This is a genomic window from Deltaproteobacteria bacterium HGW-Deltaproteobacteria-18 (assembly GCA_002841885.1).
In the GTDB taxonomy this organism is placed as follows: domain Bacteria; phylum Desulfobacterota; class Desulfovibrionia; order Desulfovibrionales; family Desulfomicrobiaceae; genus Desulfomicrobium.
This window is the reverse complement of record PHBE01000008.1, coordinates 22,948-44,698: the sequence shown is the minus strand read 5'-3', so window position 1 is coordinate 44,698 and position 21,751 is coordinate 22,948. Positions and strand designations below refer to the sequence as shown.

19 protein-coding genes are annotated in these 21,751 nt (G+C 52.6%); 16 read left to right on the top strand and 3 right to left on the bottom strand.

The genetic code is table 11. The annotated features are described in order from the left end of the window. Positions 1-11: 11 nt before the first annotated feature. The gene (locus tag CVU60_08845; protein PKN41856.1) at positions 12-785 is read right to left on the bottom strand and encodes a thioesterase; all 774 of its coding nucleotides are present in this window, start codon (positions 783-785) and stop codon (positions 12-14) included. 116 nt (positions 786-901) lie between these two features. Continuing rightward, positions 902-2,041: a KamA family radical SAM protein gene (locus tag CVU60_08840; protein PKN41855.1), complete on the bottom strand. Its 1,140-nt coding sequence runs from the start codon at positions 2,039-2,041 to the stop codon at positions 902-904. Between the two features lie 2,319 nt (positions 2,042-4,360). On the opposite strand from CVU60_08840, the gene CVU60_08835 reads away from it, so the two are divergent. The 15 genes from CVU60_08835 to CVU60_08765 all read left to right on the top strand — a co-directional run bounded on the left by CVU60_08835 (position 4,361) and on the right by CVU60_08765 (position 18,666). Further along, positions 4,361-4,756 (top strand): NADH-quinone oxidoreductase subunit A, encoded by a 396-nt coding sequence (locus CVU60_08835; protein ID PKN41854.1) that lies wholly within the window; start codon positions 4,361-4,363, stop codon positions 4,754-4,756. Continuing rightward, positions 4,720-5,253 (top strand): NADH-quinone oxidoreductase subunit B, encoded by a 534-nt coding sequence (locus tag CVU60_08830; protein ID PKN41853.1) that lies wholly within the window; start codon positions 4,720-4,722, stop codon positions 5,251-5,253. The genes CVU60_08835 and CVU60_08830 overlap by 37 nt, the downstream gene beginning before the upstream one ends. Further along, entirely contained in the window at positions 5,250-5,729 is a 480-nt protein-coding gene (locus CVU60_08825; protein PKN41852.1) for a hypothetical protein, read from the top strand. The genes CVU60_08830 and CVU60_08825 overlap by 4 nt, the downstream gene beginning before the upstream one ends. Further along, complete coding sequence (locus CVU60_08820) at positions 5,726-6,883, top strand: NADH-quinone oxidoreductase subunit NuoD (GenBank protein PKN41851.1); 1,158 nt, start codon at positions 5,726-5,728, stop codon at positions 6,881-6,883. Before CVU60_08825 ends, CVU60_08820 begins: the two co-directional genes overlap by 4 nt. Then, positions 6,880-7,851: an NADH-quinone oxidoreductase subunit NuoH gene (locus tag CVU60_08815; GenBank protein ID PKN41850.1), complete on the top strand. Its 972-nt coding sequence runs from the start codon at positions 6,880-6,882 to the stop codon at positions 7,849-7,851. Before CVU60_08820 ends, CVU60_08815 begins: the two co-directional genes overlap by 4 nt. A gap of 39 nt (positions 7,852-7,890) precedes the next feature. Further along, complete coding sequence (locus tag CVU60_08810; GenBank protein PKN41849.1) at positions 7,891-8,361, top strand: [Fe-S]-binding protein; 471 nt, start codon at positions 7,891-7,893, stop codon at positions 8,359-8,361. Positions 8,362-8,363: 2 nt separating this feature from the next. Beyond that, the gene (locus CVU60_08805; protein PKN41848.1) at positions 8,364-8,867 is read left to right on the top strand and encodes an NADH-quinone oxidoreductase subunit J; all 504 of its coding nucleotides are present in this window, start codon (positions 8,364-8,366) and stop codon (positions 8,865-8,867) included. Then, positions 8,864-9,172 (top strand): NADH-quinone oxidoreductase subunit NuoK, encoded by a 309-nt coding sequence (locus CVU60_08800; GenBank protein ID PKN41847.1) that lies wholly within the window; start codon positions 8,864-8,866, stop codon positions 9,170-9,172. The genes CVU60_08805 and CVU60_08800 overlap by 4 nt, the downstream gene beginning before the upstream one ends. After that, positions 9,173-10,651, top strand: coding sequence for a cation:proton antiporter (locus CVU60_08795; protein ID PKN41846.1), 1,479 nt, complete (start codon positions 9,173-9,175; stop codon positions 10,649-10,651). It abuts the gene before it with no gap. A gap of 2 nt (positions 10,652-10,653) precedes the next feature. Next, positions 10,654-10,914, top strand: coding sequence for a hypothetical protein (locus tag CVU60_08790; protein ID PKN41845.1), 261 nt, complete (start codon positions 10,654-10,656; stop codon positions 10,912-10,914). Continuing rightward, a complete protein-coding gene (locus CVU60_08785) occupies positions 10,904-12,682 on the top strand; it encodes a Na(+)/H(+) antiporter subunit D (GenBank protein ID PKN41844.1) in 1,779 nt (592 codons plus the stop codon). Before CVU60_08790 ends, CVU60_08785 begins: the two co-directional genes overlap by 11 nt. Positions 12,683-12,704: 22 nt before the next feature. After that, entirely contained in the window at positions 12,705-14,243 is a 1,539-nt protein-coding gene (locus CVU60_08780) for an NADH-quinone oxidoreductase subunit M (protein ID PKN41843.1), read from the top strand. Further along, positions 14,240-15,646 (top strand): NADH-quinone oxidoreductase subunit N, encoded by a 1,407-nt coding sequence (locus CVU60_08775; protein PKN41842.1) that lies wholly within the window; start codon positions 14,240-14,242, stop codon positions 15,644-15,646. Before CVU60_08780 ends, CVU60_08775 begins: the two co-directional genes overlap by 4 nt. Positions 15,647-15,758: 112 nt before the next feature. Further along, entirely contained in the window at positions 15,759-15,956 is a 198-nt protein-coding gene (locus CVU60_08770) for a twin-arginine translocase TatA/TatE family subunit (GenBank protein PKN41841.1), read from the top strand. Between the two features lie 442 nt (positions 15,957-16,398). After that, positions 16,399-18,666 carry an RND transporter gene (locus tag CVU60_08765; GenBank protein PKN41928.1) on the top strand — a complete coding sequence of 756 codons (2,268 nt, stop codon included), beginning with the start codon at positions 16,399-16,401 and terminating at the stop codon, positions 18,664-18,666. Positions 18,667-18,870: 204 nt separating this feature from the next. On the opposite strand, the gene trkD is transcribed toward CVU60_08765, so the two are convergent. Continuing rightward, entirely contained in the window at positions 18,871-20,799 is a 1,929-nt protein-coding gene (trkD, locus tag CVU60_08760; GenBank protein ID PKN41840.1) for a potassium transporter Kup, read from the bottom strand. Between the two features lie 471 nt (positions 20,800-21,270). Between trkD and CVU60_08755 the strand changes: the two genes are divergently transcribed. Further along, on the top strand, positions 21,271-21,729 hold the full coding sequence (locus CVU60_08755) for a hypothetical protein (protein ID PKN41839.1): 459 nt from the start codon (positions 21,271-21,273) through the stop codon (positions 21,727-21,729). Positions 21,730-21,751: the final 22 nt, after the last annotated feature.

Below are 21,751 nucleotides of genomic sequence, written 5' to 3'. Positions count from 1 at the left end.
CGCACCGTTGATCATGCTTGATCATCCCCAAGGCTACATGGCAACTTGGCTGATCGCGCGGCATTCCAGCCGGAAGGCGTGAGAGTTTGCTCGATAAGCGCAGCCAGTGCAGCCCAATTATCCTGCAGATAAAAATGATTGCCTGAAAATGAATGAATCGAGAACTCCCGGGTCGTCAGCTTGCTCCACTCGCAGGCCTTGGACTCCCGAAGCAGGTCCTCGTTTCCAAGAAACACGGTGATGGGCACGGGCAGCGGATCAATGTCGGCCGGATTCCACGTGTCAAGGGCTGTGAAATCCGCATACAAAATCGGCTCCAGATATTGGCATAACTCCTTGGACATGGCGACATCCGGAGGAAGCCCTCCAAGATCCCTGATATGCCGCCAAAGCTGGTCCGGCGGAAACGACGAAACAGGAGCGGACGATTTGGTCAGAAAATTGTCCGGAGTCGCGCACGCGGAAACAAACAGCGCTTCCGGCAGCGGCATGTCTTTCTCCCGGGCCCGATGCGCGCACAGCAAAGCCAGCAAGGCCCCCATGCTATGCCCGAACAGGGCGTAAGGACATGAACGGGCGACCGGTTCGATTTGCGTAAAAAGATCCTCGCTTATCGTGTCCATGCTGGTTGACAGCGGATCACGACAACGCCGCCCCCTGCCCGCCATTTCCAAAGGGTGAACATCAATTCCTTCGGAGAAGAAATCCTTGAATCGAGAATAATACGTAGCACTTCCCCCTGCATGGGGAATACAAAAAAGCTTTGTATTAAGAGAATATGTCATGAATATCGCTTTTTTTAAAAATAAAATATCTATTATGCACAAAAAATCAATGCAATAAATACGAACAAGGCCAAGAAAAGAAAATCACCTATGTCGCGCCGAGTCGCAGAGAGCTCCTACAGATCCACCCAACCTGCGTTATCGTCTAATTCCTGCATAATGATTCTTGAAGCCTGTTCTCCATGTCCTGATCTTGCATGCAATTGTTTGAGAACTATCTTGTTGTCGAACATACCACAGATTTCAAGTTTCCCGATATCGTGTCCGATTATGAACTTAAAACGCTTCCCGTAACCATCAAGCTCCTGCCTGGCCCGGTCGACGATTTCCACTCCTCGTTTCAGAGGAATCTGAAAATGATGCCGCACTCTGGATACAGGCATGCACTGGTAAAGATAATAAGGACTGACTCCGATGCGTAGCAGTCCACGCATGAGATTTATTATGTCTTCTGAAGTATCATTGACGCCTCGAAGCAGTACGGCCTGGTTGTTGACGGTAATTCCGATTCGTCTGAGCCGGTAAACAGCCTTTGCAGACGTGGAGGTGATCTCGTTCACGTGATTGAAGTGTGTCGGTACGTAGAGCGATTTTTTTTCATTGAATTCCTGCAGGAGTTCAATGAGATCGTCATCGAAAAGGCGAATGGGGTAGGTGACAGGCGCTCGCGTTCCGATGCGCACGAAATCCAGATGGTCTATCTTGGCAAGAGACATAAGCAGGCGGCGCAAGACGGAATTGGGGAGCATGAGCGGATCTCCACCGGAGATAACCACATTCGTTATCTCCGGATGCTCCGAAATATACTTTACAGCCCCGTCGACCCGCCTGTCCTCCTGATCCCGGGGTCGCCCGACCGACCTCCTACGAAAGCAATGGCGGCAATACATCGCACAGTACTCATTGGCCACCAGCAGAGCCGTGTAATCATACTTGTGCAGAACTCCATTTTCCTTGTCGTGCTTGTCGTCCCCATACGGATCAGAAGTAGTCTCCCCCATCGACCCATCAATCACAAGCTCGTCGACACTCGGAAAGCACATTTTCCGTACAGGGTCGCACGGATCATCGGCGCGCATAAGACTTAAGTAATATCTAGGTATATTTATCGGATGGATTCTTGAAATTTCTAAGAGTTTTTGTTCTTCTTCATCGCTAAAATCTACATATTTTTTTAGCTGGCTTATACTTACAACGTTATTATTTAATTCTTTTTTCCAGTCTAATTGTTCCCAATCAATACCTTCATTATTCATAAAAAACTTTATCCCTAATGTATTATCGACTTAAAGAATCAAAAAAGTACGTATTGCATAAAATGCGATATAAAAAAACAAAAAATTGCTTTTTTTTCGAAAACAAGAGTTAAACTTGCACTTATTTATAAATCAAAAAAAACGATTCATAAAATAAAAAAACATTACTTATTCAAAAAAATCTACTCTCTTCACATGTTTGAACTCGATCATATATCAAATCACCCAAAGAAAATTATCTATCTGAAAGTCACAAATAACTCAATATATTTGCAGCTGTTCAGAAACAAACATGAAACTAGAGCCTTCAAAGGGAACCTGACCTGCTCGGCACTTTTCAGACCAGCCGAAACTTGAAGAATATCGTTCATCCGAGCCGAATTGATCAGGAGACTCGCAGCTGAGAATCCCCATTTCCGCGAATATTGACAAACAGAACCAAAAGGTTCAGATCCGAAAAATCATAATTTAAAATGTATTCGTACGGCAAAATCACAGAATTGAATGCTTAGTCAAAATGTCATCAGAACAGAATGCATCCATCAACAACCAGTTCGCAATATTTACTTTTGAAAACAATGATCAAAAGCGTAAATAGCCTATTACGACTGGTTATACCTTTATTGCTGGTATTCTGCTGCCAACCAGCGCTCAATAAAAACGAGCAGACTAATTTACAATCGTTCCAAAATAGTTCTGAATTGGCTCAATTTGCGCCGGCTATTCTGGAATCTTCAATTGGAATATTTAATCTAAACCATCGAGAACACCATAAATCACCCGACAAATACTTCCAATATGCATTGATTTCAGATCAACTGCTAATAACTTTAACCCAGCAGCAATTTTCATTTTTTCTCGAAGATATTGACCATTTCTCCAATAAAATTTGGCTGTCTGCGACCGCAAATAGAGCCCCTCCTGCGTCCATTATCTAAATAAGCCGTCTTATCACCAATACAGAACTCTGTATAGAGTGATCCTTATTTAATTAGATAATGGAGTTTTTATGGTAAATCCAAATTTGCACCACGATTGCGTCAAGTCCGATTCGCCACAATCAGAAATCGACTATTCTCCGAAAACATACACTTCTACTGAAAGCATCCTAATAATATTAAAATATTTTTCTATTACGGGAATTATTTTTTTATTGCTTTGGTTTTTTGAATCATATTAGCCTACTAGCTCAAACACATTGTTGTATTTCGATAATTTTAATTGCGGGTGAAGATCTCTCCCGCAAGTAAAATTATATATCGAATTAATGAGAGACTAATCATGTACATTCAAAAAATGTTATTCACAGTAAATACTTTATCAAACTCGGAAATGACGTTTCATTACTTTTTTGTTTTTAAAAGTATTAACATCCAACTCTTTAATCTACTTAACTGAAATTAAACGCATTATTTTGTCGCGACTATCAACGTATAAATAAAACAAAAACTTAGGGCAAAGTGATTTAAATACCAAACAATACAAAATATATAATTTAAGCGAAAATCTTCTTAGGAAGTATCTTTCATATTTTATTCGAAAAAAAAATGTTTTTTGAATATAAATAAATGTTTTTATATATACAAAATTAAATAACGAAATTATTGATTCTTGTATTTTTTAAATAAACTATAATTAATTTTCGTTCATATAAAAATATGAACGAAATATTTTTTGTTACGAAAAAAAATTCATAATTTTGATAATTTATACATTTAATTTTTTTCAATTTTTTTAATTTGAAAATAAATTTTATTTCTATGAAGAAATACTGCTTGACAATAAAAAACACAAAAATTATTTTTGCATTAATAACGTTGAGTTCCGCTGAGAGCGGAAGCGGGGGACCCAACTCATTGGGGCGAATCGCAAACGCGTAGGGCACCTTTCGGCCCGAGCCCGTCAGCTAACCTCGTAAATGTCGAAGGGAGAACTCCATCATGTGTGGGGCCTTCCAGTTTATTCACTGAGCTATTAGGGAGGTTGCCGTCATGTGTTACTTCTTGAGAGAAAAATCGCAAGTTCATCACGACTCAGACACTGTCTGTAAGAAATCCTCAACCCGTTCGCTTTATCCCACAGCTTTGAATAGCACCTCCATTTCTATCACAACAATCAGTCCTCTATCATTCCAAGAATTGAGGCCACTGCACATGCGCAGCGGCGGTCATCCAGACCAATAAATCTACTCTCCCTTCTCTCCCCCGGACATCTCGAATTTTTCAACACTGTAGGCAGCTGTATTCCCGTTGCATCTACACATATTCGTATATTTGACTGATCTTTCATTCACCTTTTTACTTAAATTGGGTGGTGCGTATGGTCTTCAGTTGGATGAATTTTTCTATTCTCGCGTTTCTGATGGCAGGATTGGCTTTCGCAGTCGGGCCACTAGTCGTTTCGCTCGTTCTCGCTCCAAAATCCAAAGGGGGAGCCTTTTCCGAGTCCTATGAATGCGGCATCCCGACCCACGGACGCCAGGCATGGGTCCAGTTCGGACTGACCTTTTATTTCTATGCACTCATCTTTCTCGCGTTCGACGTGGACGTTCTCTACCTGTTCCCGGTTGCCGCCGCATATTCCAAGACTGTCGGCTGGTCTGCGTTCTGGCAGGTCCTCGTCTTCCTCGCCGTACTATTTATCGCGATTTTTTACTTTTCCAGCAAAGGAGTGTTCTCATGGCCCAGACGAATTCGCGTACCCAGTCGGCAGTAAGAGGATTTGAGCCGCCCCTGGTCAATCTCAAGCCTGCGCAACAGGTGTTGGATCTTTGCAGGGCCATGTCGCTGTGGCCCATGACCTTCGGTCTGGCCTGCTGCGCCATTGAAATGATGGCCGCTGGTATGGCCCGCTTCGACATTTCCCGTTTCGGAGCTGAAGTATTCAGGCCATCCCCTCGCCAATCGGATCTGATGATCGTTGCCGGTACCGTGACCCACAAGATGGCCCCGGCCCTGGTCCGTTTGTACGAACAGATGCCCGCACCCAAGTACGTTATCGCCATGGGCAACTGCGCCATCTCCGGCGGCCCTTTTGCAGGCGAACACAACTACAACGTCGTCGAAGGTGTGGACATGCTCATCCCCGTCGACATTTATGTGCCTGGCTGTCCGCCGCGGCCCGAGGGACTTCTGGAAGGGTTGTTCCTGCTCCAGGAAAAGATCACCGGTAAACGCTGGTGGCCCGAGGCGTTGGGAGGGATCGAACCATGAGCGGACATTTTCTCGCCACTCTTCCCCACCTTTTCGCCACCGCTCAAGACCATCAAAAATCCGGCCTGACCTTTTCTGTCCTCGTGGCTCCAGAACATGTCCGTCAGGCAGCCAGCCTTTGCCGGGAAAAAGGATACCATCTCGAAGACGTCAGCGTCAGCGAAGTCCAGGAAGGCACGCTGGTGCTCTACCATTATGACCACTTCGATGCGCCGGGACGGCTCTGCGTCATGACTGTGACCACGACCAATTCCATTGAGACGGTCTCGGACATCCATGCCGGAGCCGATTGGCACGAGCGGGAATGCTTCGATTTCTTCGGCACGGTTTTCACCGGGCATCCGAACCTGCTTCCTCTGCTGCTGCCGCCAGACGTGGAAGTACCTCCGCTCAAGAAAGCCGAGAACAGCAAGGTTGCCTTGGCCACCCTCTTTCCCTGGGCCTCAGCCCCGGCAATCGAGAAGGAGGAGGCATGATGTTCACCAAGGAACAGATAGCCGAGCGAGGATTCTACACGCAGTATTTTGAGCAGGGAAAACAGGAAAACACGCTCATCATGAACATGGGTCCGCAGCATCCATCCACGCATGGAGTGCTGCGCGTCATGCTGGAAATCGACGGCGAATACATTCTGCGCGCCGATCCGGTTCTGGGCTACATCCACCGCATGCACGAAAAAATGGCCGAAGTGAAAACCTACGCCCAGTTCATCACCAACATGGGCCGGGTTGATTACCTCCACGCCCTGGCCTGGAACTGGGCCTTCGTCGGCGCCGTGGAGAAACTGGGCGGTACCCCACCCTCTCACCGCGCGGAATACCTGCGGGTCATCACCTGCGAACTGAACCGCATCTCCTCCCATCTGTTGTGGTGGGGAGCGTACCTGCTGGATCTGGGAGCCTTCACCCCCATCCTGTACGCATTCGACGACCGCGAAGAGCTCCTCGACATCATGCAGGACATGACCGGTTCGCGGCTGACCTACGCCTCCTTCACCTTTGGTGGCGTCGTGGCGGACATGGACGAAGCGCTCAAAGTTCGCATTAAGCGCTTCATCGAGCGCCTGCGCGAACGCCTGCCCATGTACAAATCCCTGGTCACGGACAACTTCATCCTGCTCGGACGCGTGGAAGATATCGGCAACATCTCCAAAGACATGGCGGTACGCTACGGCGTCACAGGTCCGGTTTTGCGCGGCAGCGGCGTAGCCTACGACGTGCGTCGGGCCGAGCCATATTCGGTGTATCCGGAACTGGATTTCATTGTCCCGACGAGTGACCGTACCGACGCGCTGGGACGTTATCTGGTGCGCATGCAGGAACTGGAGCAGAGCCTCTATATTATCGAACAGGCGCTTGTGCAGATTCCCGAAGGCGAAATCCAGGCCAAGATGCCCAAAAAACCAAAAATTCCGGCTGGCGAAGTGTATTTCGCGGTGGAGGGAGCACGAGGAAAAATCGGATGCTACCTGCAAAGCGATGGCGGAGGCAGCCCCTATCGAATCAAACTGCGCGCACCGAGTTTCTCCAATCTGAGTCTTTTCGGCGAATTGAGCCAAGGCACGCTTCTGGCGGACGCCGTGTCCATCCTGGGCAGCCTGGACCTTGTCATCCCGGAGATTGACCGATGATAGACCCGCAACTGCTCCGCATTCTCATTGCCCTGGTTGGCATTCTGGGCTTCGTGGCCCTGAACGCCCTGGCCCTGGTCTACGCCGAACGTAAAATCGCCGGCCATGTCCAACGCCGTCCCGGACCCTACGAAGTCGGCCCCCATGGAATCCTGCAACCTCTGGCCGATGGCCTCAAACTCATGGGCAAACAGCTCACCACGCCGCGTGATGCGGATCCGGTCATCTTCTGGCTGGCCCCGATTCTCTGTTTCATGCCTGTGGCCCTGTGCGTTTTCCCCATCCCCTTCGGTCCAGACCTGATAGCTCTGGACCTCAATCTCGGGATGGTGCTTATCCTGGCCTTCGCGGGCCTGGGCGTTCTATCCATTTGTCTGGCCGGATGGGGTTCCAACAACAAATGGGGCCTTCTTGGCGCAGCCCGAGCCGTGGCCCAAAATGTGGCCTATGAAATCCCGCTGTTGCTGGCCGTCCTCTCCGTAGCCTTCATGACTGGCAGCCTCAATCTGGCGACGATCACAGAAGGTCAAGGCCCATGGCCCTGGCAGTGGAATGTGCTGCTCAACCCGCTCGGATTCATCATCTACTTCATCTGCGCCCTGGCCGAAACCAACCGCGCCCCCTTCGATCTGCCTGAGGCCGAAAGCGAACTGACCGCCGGATTCCACACCGAATACTCGGGCATGGGTTTTGGCCTCTTCTTCATGGCCGAATACGCGAACATGATCGTGGCCTGCTCCGTGGCCACGGTCCTCTTCCTGGGCGGCTGGAACGGCCCTGGTGCTCCCGGCTGGTGGTGGTTTTTGCTCAAGATGTACGCGCTCATCTTCCTGATCATCCAGATCCGTTGGACATATCCGCGCGTACGTTTCGATCAGCTTCTCAATCTGTGCTGGAGATGGCTCGTGCCCTTGGCGCTGCTGAATCTCGTGTACGTCACCATCATCATCAAGCTCCAGGAGGCGTAAGTGTACAGACTTAAAGACATAACAAACGCAGCCAGGGGAATGTGGTCGCTGATCGTAGGCCTGAACATCACCGGCAAGTATTTTCTGAAACCCAACGTGACCATTCACTATCCTCGCCAGGAAGTGACCAATCTGGCCACCTTCCGCGGGCATATCGAACTTGTGCCCGAGGACAGCGATAAGCTTACCCCGCGCTGCATCTCCTGCGGCACATGCGCCAAGGCGTGTCCCTCGAACTGCATCACGGTGAGCAAGAAAAAGGCTCCGGCGCCCACTCCCGAAGAGACCGAGCAAGGCATCAAGCCCAAGGCACCCAAGGACCCGGAGCTCTTTCAACTGGATTTCACCCTCTGCTCGCTGTGTGGACAGTGCGTATCCTCGTGCCCGGCTGATGCCATCCGTTTTTCCCAAAACATCAACCTCGCCGGATTTTCCCGCCAGGACTTTCATTTCGATCTTCTGGCCCGATTGCGCTCCAGAAAATTCACAACCACCAACGAGGCGGACTGATCATGGAAAAACTCGCACTTTTCGCCTACGCCCTCAATCTGGCCATCATTGCCATCGGCGGCTTCGTGGCCGTGACCAATACAAATCTGGTCCGGGCCCTGGTCGGCTTGGTAACAGCCATGTTCGGGGTCGCAGGCATGTACTTCCTGCTGAACGCCCCTTTCGTCGGCCTCATGCAACTGCTCATCTACGTCGGTGCCATCAGCGTCCTCATCTTCTTCGCCATCTTGCTCACCCGGCCTCCCGCTGGAGGCGAGGAGCAGACGCCTTCCACGCGCAGGCCTATGGCCATCCTGGCTGCGGCGGCACCGGTGGCGCTCTTGGGAGTGATTTGTTTCAAGGCCTTCAAGCAGACCGTGGCCGTGCCCGACGAAACCGGCATAATGGAACTAGGCCTGGGGCTGCTGGGCACCTATGGCCTCGCTTTTGAACTCATTTCCGTGGTGCTGCTGGTGGCCATGGCCGGGGCGGTGCTGCTTGGATTCAAACGACGGGAGGAAGCATGAGCTCACTCTTCCTCTTTCATCTGGCGGGGCTCGTGCTGCTTGGATTGGGTTTTTTCGGTCTGGTCCAACGCAAAAACCTCGTGGGCATGCTCATCAGCGTGGAACTGCTCTTGAATGGTGCGGGCCTTTCCATCGTCGCCTCGGCCAAACTGACCGCAGCGGACGATGTTCTCGGACAGCTCTCCTCGCTTTTGATCATGGGACTGGCCGCCGCCGAGGCGACCCTTGTTCTGGCCATCATCCTGGTTGTCCTGCGGCGCTTCGGCTCCGTGGAAACCGATACCATCGCAACGCTGAGGGACTAAATGGAAAACGCAACGCTCCTTCTCCCCCTCATCATCACCGGCCTCGCCCCTTTGGGTATCTGGATATTCCGTAGCACCCCCAACACCCGTGAAGCAGTCTCCTTCATCTCCGCGGCCCTGACCTTCCTCTTCATGCTCTGGATAACACCCGGAGTTCTCCGCGGTGAAATCAACACGTACACACTGTTCACCATCCTGCCCGGCATCACCGTAAAAATCTGCGCCGACGGACTGACCATGATCTTCGGGATCGTGGCAAGCTTCCTGTGGTTTCTGGCCACGAGCTACAACGTCGGTTACATGCGCGGCCTGAATGAACACGCCCAGACCCGCTACTACTTCTGCTTTGCCATCGCCATCTTCGGGGCTGTGGGCGTGGCCATGAGCGCGAACATTTTCACACTCTACCTGTTCTACGAGATCATCTCCATCTTCACGTACCCGCTGGTCGCGCATCATCAGGATGAAGAGGGATTCAGCGGCGCGCGCAAGTACATGGTCTACCTTATGGGTACCTCAAAGCTCTTCCTGCTTCCGGCCATGGTGCTGACCTACGTGCTCTGCGGCACCCTCGATTTCCAACTCGGCGACGTGGTCAAGGGCATCTTCCCCGCCGACGCCGATCCCTTCATGGTGCAGCTGACCTACGTGCTCTATATCGCCGGTCTGGCCAAAGCGGCGCTGATGCCCTTTCACAACTGGCTGCCCTCGGCCATGGTCGCGCCGACTCCGGTTTCGGCCCTCCTGCATGCGGTGGCCGTGGTCAAGGCGGGCGTGTTCTCGGTCAGCCGGATCATCCTGTCCGGATTCGGCCTTGAAACCATGAACAACCTGAACCTGGGCATTCCCACGGCCTATCTGGCCGCATTCACCATCGTGGTGGCGTCCATCATCGCCCTGACCAAGGACGACCTCAAGGCCCGGCTGGCCTATTCCACGGTCAGCCAGCTCTCCTACGTGATCATCGGCGTGACCATGCTCACACCCGACGCAGTCACCGGCGGTCTGGCTCACATCGCGCACCACGCGTTCTCCAAGATCACCCTCTTCTTCGCGGCCGGAGCCATCTATGTGGCCACGCACAACAAGAAGATCAGCCTCATGGGCGGATTCGGGCGCAAGATGCCCATCACCTTCGCCATGTTCTCCCTGGCCGCCCTCTCCATGATCGGCATGCCGCCGGTCTGCGGATTCGTGTCCAAATGGTATCTGATCAACGGGGCCATGCAGGCTCACCAGATCATCATACTCTGCGCGCTTCTCGGCAGCACGATCCTCAATGCCGGATACTTCACGCCAATCATCTACAGGGCTTTCTTCATGGCCCCCGACCCGACGGTGGACTACGACCACTACTCCGAAGCCCCCATGACCATGGTCATTCCCCTGACCATCACGGCCTGCATCAGCGTGCTGCTGGGCTTCTATCCAGAACTCTTCTTCGGTTTCATCAACATTTTCACGGGATTTCGAGGGTAGCCATGGAAACAAGCACGCTTGGCGAACTTCTGGGCAAGGCCCGTCAAAACCTCGGCTTTTGGAAAAAGGTCATGTACGCCATCATGATCCTTCTCGTAGGCCTGAACGTCCTCATTTATCCCCACACTCCCCATTTTCCGGGCGAAGGAAAGCCGGGTTATTGGGCTGTCTTCGCCCTGATCGCCACGGTGCTCATGGTGCGCATCTGTAAAGGTGCGGCCCACACCATTCTGGGCAAAAAGGAGGGCTACTATGACCGCTAGTTTCCTGCATCCTTCAATTCCATTCCTGCTGGCGGCGCTGCTCATTCCGTTCATCAGGACGGACAAATACCGCTGGTTTCTGCCTCTCCCGGCCCTGGTGGCCGTGGGCTCTGTCCTGACCATGTCGGACGGCGTGCACGGGCTGATCAGCTATCTCGGCCAGGTCCTGACCACGGGCCGGGTCGACACCCTGTCCATCGTCTTTGCCCATGTCTTCGCCATCCAGGCGGTCATCGGCTTCATCTACGCCATGCACTTGAAGGACCGGGCCCAGCACGTGTCCGCCAACCTTTACGTGGCCGGCGGCTTCGGCTGCGTTTTTGCCGGGGACTACCTGACCCTGTTCCTCTTTTGGGAACTGATGAGCATCGCCTCGACCATGCTCATCTGGCTCAATCGCGCGCCACGCTCCACGGCCGCGGGCTTCCGCTACTTCCTGTTTCACACCCTGGGCGGCCTTTTGCTCTTGGCTGGAATGCTCATCCGCTACAAGGCCACCGGCAGCTTCGCCTTTGAAGCCATCATCCCGGCCTCGGCCCAATGGTACGACTACCTGATCCTGACCGGATTCTGCGTCAACGCCGCCGTAGTTCCCCTGCACGCATGGCTGCCCGACGCGTACCCCCGGGCGACCATCACCGGCGCGGTCTTCATGTCCGCCTACACCACCAAAACGGCCGTGTATGTTCTCCTGCGCGGATTCTCGGGCTTCGAGGTGCTGGCCATCGGCGGCACCATCATGGCCGTCTATGGCGTCTGTTACGCCACCATCGAGAACAACGCCCGGCGCATTCTGTCCTACCACATCGTCTCCCAGGTCGGATACATGGTCGCCGGCATCGGCATCGCCTCCCAGCTGACCCTGAATGGCGCCTGCGCCCATGCCTACGCACACATCATCTACAAGGGCCTCCTGTTCATGACCACGGGCGCGATCCTCTACGCCACGGGCACCGCCAAACTCTCGGAGCTCGGCGGTCTGGTCCGCCGTCTGCCCTGGGTCTTTGTGCTTTACATGGTCGCGGCCGTGTCCATCTCGGGCATGCCGCTCTTCTCAGGCTTCGTGTCCAAGACCATGGTCATCGCCGGGGCCGCCGAGGCGCACCGCACCTGGCTGGCTCTGGGCCTGGAACTGGCCTCCATTGGAACCTTCCTGTCCGTCGGGCTGAAGCTTCCCTACTTCGCCTTTTACGCCAAGCCGGACGACATGACCCGGCCCATCACTCCCATACCTGCCAACATGTATGTGGCCATGGGCATGGGCGCTGCATTATGCTTCATCATCGGCATCCAGCCCGGCCTGCTCTACTCGCTGCTGCCCTTCAAAGTGGATTATGCGCCCTACACCCCTTGGCATGTGCTGCAGATATCCATTCTGCTCGGCTTCACAGGATTCGGCTTTGCGTTGATGGTCCCCCGGCTTACTCCGGCAGCCAAGCAAAATCTGGACTTCGAATTCTTCTACATCTGGGCCGGTCGGATTTTTCTGATCATCTGCCATTACCCGTTCGCTCTCGTCGATACCTGGTGGAGCGAGGTCTATCGCAGGGTCGGCATATCTGGTCTTCTGAATCGGGCCAGGGAAGCCAACTATTGTGACAAACTCGTGATCGACGGCATTCTGGACGGAAGCGCCATGGGCATGCGCGGCATTGGCCGTCGCACAGCTTCAACAGTCAACGGCAAGCTTCAGGACTATATTGGCGGCACGGTGATTCTGGCATTTGGCATCAGCGCCGTGGTGATGCTTTTCACCCTGCTTCGCTAACTTCGAACTAAGGACAGGTATTATGACTGCATCATCCTTTCCGATCCTCAGCGTGCTCATCTTCTTCCCCCTGGGCGCAACTGCGGTCATCCTGGCGGTGAAGAACGTCGATCTCATCCGCAAACTGACTCTGATCGCGGGTATTGTCGAAATTGCGCTGGCTCTGCCGCTGCTGGACTTCGACCTTTCCTCGGGCGCTTTCCAGTTCGTCGAGAAGGCGTCATGGGTGCCCCAATGGGGCCTGACCTATTCCCTCGGCGTGGACGGCATCAGCCTGCTCATGGTCCTCCTGACCGTGGCCTTGCTGCCCCTGTGCGTACTCTGCTCGTGGAACTACATCTCCAAACGGATCAAAGAATTCCATATCGTTCTCTTGCTCATGACCTCGGCCTGTGTCGGCGTTTTCGTGGCGTTGGACTTCGTGCTTTTCTACCTCTTCTGGGAAGCCATGCTCGTGCCCATGTACCTGCTCATCGCGGTCTGGGGCGGGCCGAACAAGCGCTACGCATCCATCAAATTCTTCCTCTACACGCTTGCCGGTTCCACCCTGCTCCTGGTTGCCATCATCGCCTTCTACGTCGCGGGAGGAACTTTCTCCATCCCGGAACTGATGACCAAGACCTTCAGCCCTGAATTGCAATTCTGGACCTTTTTGGCCATGGCGCTGGCCTTCGCCATCAAGTGCCCCATGTTCCCCTTCCACACATGGCTTCCGGCCGCACACGTGGAAGCGCCCACGGCCGGTTCCGTGCTGCTGGCCTCGGTGCTGCTCAAGATGGGCACCTACGGCTTTCTGCGTTTTTGCATACCGCTGGCCCCGAATGCCTGCGTGACCTTCGCCCCGCTCATGATCACGCTGTCCATCGCCTCCATTCTCTATGGCGGCGTCATCGCTTTGGGCCAGAAGGACATGAAAAAGCTCATCGCCTACTCCTCCGTGGGACACATGGGCTTTGTCACCCTGGGCATCTTCCTCTTCAGCCAGCGTGGAGTGGAAGGGGCCATCATGCAGATGCTCAACCACGGCATCACCACCGGCGGACTCTTCATGCTCGTGGGCGCCGCCTATGAACGCAGTCACAGTCGCGAGATCACGGACAACATGGGCCTTGGCAAATTCCTGCCGGCCTACATGTTCTTCTTCGGACTTTTCGCCCTCTCATCACTCGGGTTTCCGGGCACCAACTCCTTTGTGGGTGAGGCCCTGGTTCTCGTAGGCGCTTTTCAGGACAGCCTCCTGGTTGGCGGTCTGGCCATTCCGGGCGCCATGCTGGCCGCCGCCTACATGCTTCGCCTCCTGCAGAAACTGGCCTGGGGCCAGCCAAGCTGCGGGGCGAAGTTCGCTGACTTAAGCCGGAGGGAATGGATCTACCTGACTCCACTGGCGGTCTTTGTCTTCTATATCGGCCTGGCTCCGACCTTGACGCTGAGTGTCATGGATCCGTCCATTGACAACCTGCTCAAAGAGTTCACGGCCAAGACCACGGCCATCGCAAAGCACGACGCGCCCGCCGGTCTGACTCAATACCTGGCACTCATCGGCAAGGAGGCACGTCCATGATGCTCACGCTTCTACCTGAAGCCCTGTTGCTTGGGCTCATTGTCATCCTTTTTATCCAGGTCATAGCAAGGCCGGGCCAGGATTTGGCAGCCAAGTGGCTGCCCTGGGCCTGTCTTGGACTTCTCGCCGCAACGGGAACAAGTCTCGGCCAAACGGGCCTGTTGTTCGGCAATACATACCAGACCGATGCGCTTTCGCAATTCATCAAGCTGGCCGTGGCCGCAGGGCTGTTCATGGCCGTGGCCAATGCGAAAGGCCAGGCCACCCTCAAAGAACCCATGCGCACGGACTATTATCTCCTGCTGTGCATATCCGCCTGGGGGCTCATGCTGCTGGCCAGCTCCGTGGAATTGATGACAATCTACATCGCACTGGAGATATCCTCCTACGCCCTCTACGCCCTGGTCCCCCTGCGGGCCGGAGACAAGCAGGCGGCAGAGGCCGGGATCAAGTATGTGCTCTTTGGTGCGGCCGCCACGGCGGTGTCCCTGTATGGTTTTGCGTATATCACCGCCGCCCAGCACACCACGTTCCTTGCTGAACTGACCACCAGGGAATGGGATTTCGCGACCAATCCCGGCGCGCTCATCGGTCTTCTCATGTTCCTGGCCGGGTTCATGTACAAATTGGCCCTGTTTCCTTTCCACTTCTGGTGTCCAGACGTGTACCAGGGCGCAAGCAACGAGACAGCCGCATACGCCGCGACCCTGCCCAAGCTCGGAGCCGTGGTCATCTTGGTCCGGTTGGCCTCCCTGTTGGTACCCGGACAACCGGGCATGACCATCCTGGCCATCCTCGCCGCCGTATCCATGACCTTTGGAAACCTGTCGGCCCTTGTCCAGGATGACGTGAAACGCATGCTCGGCTATTCCTCCATCGCCCATGCCGGATACGTCGTCATCGGTCTGGTCGCGGGTACGGCGGCAGGACTGGCCTCGGCAACGTTTTATGCACTAGTTTATGTCCTCATGAACCTGACATGCTTCTGGGTGGTCTGCCACCTGTCCAGGGATGGCCGGAACATGCTGTACTCGGACCTGGACGGGCTGCATCAACGCAGCCCGGTCTTGGCGTTCGTTTTGGCCGTGGCCGCCTTTTCGCTGGTCGGCTTGCCGCCAACGGCCGGATTCATGGGCAAGCTCTTCCTGCTGACCTCGGCCTGGGGACACGGCTATGACTGGCTGGTCATCATCGCGGCGTTGAACACCGCCATCTCCATCTACTTTTATCTCAGTCTGGTGCGTCACGCGTACACCCACGAAGCGCCGCCCACGCCCACTCCGGCCAAGGAAGGCGGCCTGGTTCTGGGCACGATATTCGCGGCCATAATCCTGTTGCTCGGTATTCTCCCGACCCCTGTTTACGAATTGGCCATGCAGGCAGGCAAAGCACTGATGCCTTAGCAAGGCAGAAGTTCTTATGATGACAATCCTGATGGACTAAACTTCATGTTTAAACATTAAATTGAGCGTTTATTTTCAAAAAATCATGTCTTTGTATTTAAAAGGAGATATTATGTTTGGAATCGGTGTTCAAGAAATGCTTGTAGTGCTTGTAATTGCACTTATTGTATTCGGAGGAAAAAACCTTCCACAGATCGGATCTAATATGGGAAGAGCTATTATAAATTTCAAAAAAGGCATAAGCGATGCATCATCGAACGAGGAAAAGCCAGCTGATATTGTAGAAAAAACGAACAAAATGAAAAATTAATAATATAATTTGTTTTTGTTATTATTCGTAACGATAATGCAAAATATAGTGGCGAAATAATTTTATTATAAAATTATTCAAAATTGCTCATATCGATTTAGTGACGCTTTTTGAATAATTTATTAAACAGTAATTTACTTATGATTTTTTTTAAACACGATTTTTACATGGGACACCAGGTCTTTTGATTGGTTTAGCAACCCCAAACAAAATGTAAAGGCCTTACAGTCCACTGACTGTAAGGCCTGATTTCCGGCGCGATGAAAAGATTTGCCATGATAAACACCAACCATGGATGTTGAGGACATCCGATTATTTTTCTGTGCAAAACTGGTATTTTTTGCCAATTTGTCATTGTAGCAAAAAAATACCCCGGATCTCTCTATCAGGTTCTGACAAACGCTCCGCGAGAACCGTTGAAATCGATGGATTACCACCCATGATTTTCAGTATTTCACACCTCGTCACCCGTCGCCATCACTTGTGTCTGGCCCTCTCCTGGTTGTTGTCCTTTCCGTTTCTGCTCCAATTGCCTTATGTCCAAACCGTGGACAATGTGGACTATTTCACCATCGAAGACGATCCTGATGTCGCCTTTTACAAAACCATCAAGGACACCTTCGGGGACGATGAGTTCTTTGTGATCGCTTTTTCCAGCCCGGAGATGTTCACGCCTCCCGTCTTGCGCATGATTGCAACCATCACGAAAGAACTGGAAGCCATTCCAGAAGTCGAGGAAGTGCAGAGCCTCGCCAATGTGGATTACATTCACGGCGCCGAGGAATATTTCGAGGTGCGGCCTTTTCTCGAACACATCCCCGATAATGACACTGAATTGAAAGTCCTCAGGCAACAGGCCGTGAGCAATCCCCTGTATGTCGGCAACCTCATCTCAGCGGATGGGAACACCGCGGCCATCGTGGTCTCTCCCAAAACGCACGGGACCGAGGACGTAAGCTTTCGCAAGCGTCTTTTGGAGCAAACCAAGACGGTGCTGCACATTCACAAGGACTTTGTCGATCAATTCCATCTGGCCGGTTGGACAATGACCAATTTCAGCCTCAGCCAGTTCATGAACTCGGATGTGGCCACGTTCATTCCCTTGACGTACCTGTTCATCATCCTGACCATCTGGCTGACCTTTCGCAACCAGCGCCTGACGCTGCTGGCCCTGGTCAACATTTCCATCTGCACCGGCACGACGATGGGGCTGTTCCCTTTGCTTGGCACCACCCTGAACAACGTGACCGCAATCGTCCCACCCCTGGTCATGGCCCTGGCACTCACCGACACTGTCCACATTTTCTCCCACCTGGAAAAAAACCTGCTTGCTCAAACCCAAAGTCCCGCCGAAGCATTGCAGGCTGTTCTGAAACGGGTGCTCGTCCCTTGTTTCCTGACCAGCCTGACGACCGCAGTGGGCTTTGTGTCCCTTGTTGTGAGTGATATTCCGCCAATCAAGGAATTTGGCTATGTGGCTTCGCTGGGAATGGTCTTCGAGTTCTTTTTCTCCTTCATGCTGCTGCCGCCCCTGCTGCTCCTGTGCAAGCCCGAAAAAATCTTCATACATGACAGCCAGGGGCAGAGTTTGAACGCTTTTCTGAAAGGTCTCTCAAATTTTGTGCACAGCTATCCACGGCGTATTTCCATAGTTACCGCATTGTTGCTCTTGGGTGCACTGGGGGCCGCATCCACGATTAAAGTGGAAACCAACCTCCTTGAATACTTCAAACCTTCCAGTTCACTTCGGCGTGAATTGGAACACGTTGAATCGCGACTGAGCGGCGTGGGCACTGTGGACGTATCCCTCAAAACCCAGGAACGGGACGCTTTCCGCGACCCGGCGAATCTCGCCGTTATCGAACGCGTGCAATCATTTGCCAAGACCCTGCCAAGCGTGGACAGGTCCATATCCGTTGTGGATTTTTTGAAGGACATGAACAAATCCTTTCATGATGAAAATCAGGAATTCTACCGCATCCCCGACAGCCGGGAACTGATCTCCCAATACCTGCTGCTCTATGACTCCGATGATCTGAATGATTTTGTCACCACGGATTTCAACCATGCCCGGATTTTGATCCGCATTTCCGAACACAATTCCGCAGGCCAAGCCAGAATCATCACAGCACTGCGAACTTTCATCGAACAAAACGAAAACAATGGCCTGCAGATTAGGGTCACTGGCAGGGCCGTCCAGGATGTGAACACCATCGACGCCCTGGTCCAGGGGCAGATACAGAGCCTGACAATGGCCGCAGGGGTGATTTCGCTGATCATGTTTCTCGCTATGCGTTCGCTTGCCATAGGTTTTCTGAGCCTTATCCCGAACATGGTTCCAATTATCTTGAACTTTGGGATAATGGGCGCCTTGGGAATCCCTTTAAATACATCCACCGCCCTGATTTCCGTGATCGGCCTGGGTATCGCTGTGGATGACACCATTCATTTCCTCACCGAGTACAACCTGAGACGTGCCGAGAAAATGCCAATCGCAGAAACATTGAGACGCGTCACCATGGACAAAGGCCTGGGTATTTGTTCATCCTCGGTAATCCTCTTCATCGGATTCAGCGTGCTCATGTTCAGCAATTTCGTGCCGACCATGAGCTTCGGGTTTTTAAGTGCGGCGATCATGATAACGGCCTGGATTGGGGATATGATCGTCCTCCCGGCGGTGGTGCTGTCGTTTTGCAATAAAAAAGGATAGCAGGCCACTCCCAAATGGCGATTTGCTTTGTCACTGCCAAAAATCCATACTGTTTATAGTATGCTGCTTGTTTGAAATCTGGACTGAACGAATTCGGCCATTCTAGCTAAGTTACGAGAAATGGAAGCAATCCAAAATGGCAATGCAGCGCTAAATCGGCAATACTTGACTGTTTTCATTTTGAATCGATTATGAAATCTTTTTTCATAGTTCGACCTGCTTTCCCAATTCAATTACGCGTTCGGGAGGAATATTGAAGAACGATGTGGCGTTCCAGGCGTTGCGCGACATAAAGGCGAAGAGCACCTTCCTCCATCGGGCCATGGGAGCATCCCCAGTGGCCAGAAGTGTCTCACGGCCAAGGAAGAATGAGACGGAGTACACATCCACAGGCAGTCCTTTTTCTGTGACAAGTCCCAGAACATTCGGAACGTGCGGAGATTCCATATAGCCATAACGGGCGACAACCCTATGGAAGCCCTGACCCAGATCCTCGATGGTCATTCTATCTTCTGGGGATACAAACGGAGATTCGTCCGCCAAAATGGAAAGCATCACAATGCATTCATGCAGTGCTTCATTGTGTTTAAAGTAATGCAGCAACGTATGCGGCACGCCCTCAGGCGAGATGGACATGAACACCGCGGTTCCAGAGATGCGATTAGGATTGTACTCGGCAATATCGCTTAAAAAGATAAGAATTGGTATGCGCATATGACCGTAATATTTGGCCAGTATGGCTCGCCCGTCGCGCCAAGTGACCATTACAAGCAGAATGGCCAGTGCCAGACTCAAAGTGAACCAGCCACCGTCCACGACCTTTAAGAGGTTCGCGCTGAGAAATGCGACGTCAAAAAATAAAAAAAGCATCAGAAGCGGTAGCGCCTTCCAGATTGTCCACCTCCATTTGATGCGCGACACTTCAAAATAGAGAATGGATGTGATCGCCATGGTGGCGGTGACGGCGATGCCGTATGCGGCCGCAAGTCTGCTCGATTCTTGAAAGACAAGTACCAATCCGATGCAAGCCAGCATAAGCATCCAATTGATAGTGGGCAGGTAGATTTGACCTTTGGCGTGACATGATGTGTGTACGATACGCATACGCGGCGTGAAACCAAGCTGCATAGCCTGCTGCGTCAATGAATAGACTCCGGAGATCATGGCCTGAGAGGCTATGATGGTGGCCGCCGTGGACAGGATGACCATCGGATACAGCATACTCTTGGGTACGAGGGCGTAGAAGGGAGTGAAGGCCATTTCAGGGTGATCCAGGAGGAGCGCCCCCTGCCCGAAGTAGTTGAGCACAAGCCCCGGCAGCACTACGCAGTACCAAGAAATTCGTATGGGAAGACGACCGAAATGTCCCATGTCCGCGTAGAGTGCTTCGCCTCCTGTGATGCACAGGACCACAGACCCGAGCACCACAATTCCATGCAAGTGATTAATGGAAAAAAAACGCACAGCCCAGACAGGATTGAGCGCAGAGAGGATCATTGGCTCGGAGATTATTTCCTTGAAGCCAAGGCACCCGATCACCAGAAACCATAAAATCATCACCGGACCGAACACCCGGCCGATGGCAGCCGTGCCGTGCTTCTGGGATATGAAGAGTCCAAACATCACCACGCAGGTCATGGGTGCGACATAATCTTCGGCTGCGGCTGTCGCCACCTCCAGTCCTTCAATGGCGGAAAGCACAGAGATGGCAGGAGTTATTACACCGTCGCTGTAAAGAAGAGCGGCCCCGAAAGCAGCCATGAGCAACGTAATCTGCCAGTAGCCTCCAGCGCTCGCAGGACTGGAACGCAGCATTGCCAGCAAGGCAAATATCCCCCCCTCGCCCTTGTTGTCGGCACGCAGGATGAAAACCACGTACTTGAGGCTGACCACGATCATGAGCGACCAGAAAACCATGGACAGCACACCAAGAACGTTGGTCTGCGTGACGTCAACAGCATGTATGCCGTGGAAACATTCCTTGATTGTATAAAGGGGACTTGTGCCAATGTCGCCATAGACGATCCCTAAAGCGGCAAGAGCAAGCGAAGCGGTTTGGGATTTTGTTGAGATTGAACCTGTGTCGCGATGAACAACAGATTCGAAGCACTCTTTTAAAGCGCTACAATGCATAAAGCAGACCTCCAAATAGCGTCAGACATGCGGGGACGGGAAGGCCCCATTCTGATGGAGGTCTCCCTTCGACGTTTACGAGGTTAGCTGACGGGCTCGGGCCGAAAGGTGCCCTACGCGTTTGCGATTCGCCCCAATGAATTGGGTCCCCCGCTTCCGCCATCGGCGGAACTCAACGATTCGGTGCAAATTTACGTCTAGGGATTATTGAAGTCAATTCCCCACAGTTATCCCGGAAGGACCATCTTGATTATTCCGAAAACTTTGTAGGCAACACGCGTTGAAATTGACTACTAAGTTACCTACAAACCATGCATCCAGCGCCAAATAAATTGGCGCCAGCATAGCTTCGAAAAAAAAAAGAATGAAAAATAGAGCCATTGCGAATAGTGCAATGTGGAGCGACATTTGCTAAACAAAAAAATAATATAATCACTCACAAATTTTAACAGACAAAAACGAGAGGCGCACATGGATATCATGCACAACGCACAGGCCATCATGGACTACATCAACACGGCCATCAGCGGCGACGGACTCAAGCTCGATGAAAACGGAGTGGCATCCCTCACCATTGAAGATGACATCGTCTGCCTCTTCTGTGTGCTCGAGGCTGAAAAGATGCTGGTTGTCACCCTCTACCTCGGCCGCATAAATCAGTCAGACTCCAATCTGCTGTATGAGATGATGTGCGGGAATTACATGGGGGCCTACACCGCCGGCGGCACCCTCGGCATTGACTCGGAAGAGGGGCTGGTCGCCCTGCACCAGCATTTCCCCCTGCCTGTGGACGAGCCGGCCTGGATCGAGGAACCTCTGTCCGCCCTCATCGGCGCGGCCCGTTACTGGCGGGACAAGCTCTCCGCATCTGTATCAGGAGTTGGCGAGACAGCCCACGTGTCCGCGGCCGAAGCGATGCTTCGCGTTTGATCCATCGGCCAAGCTGGCGTGA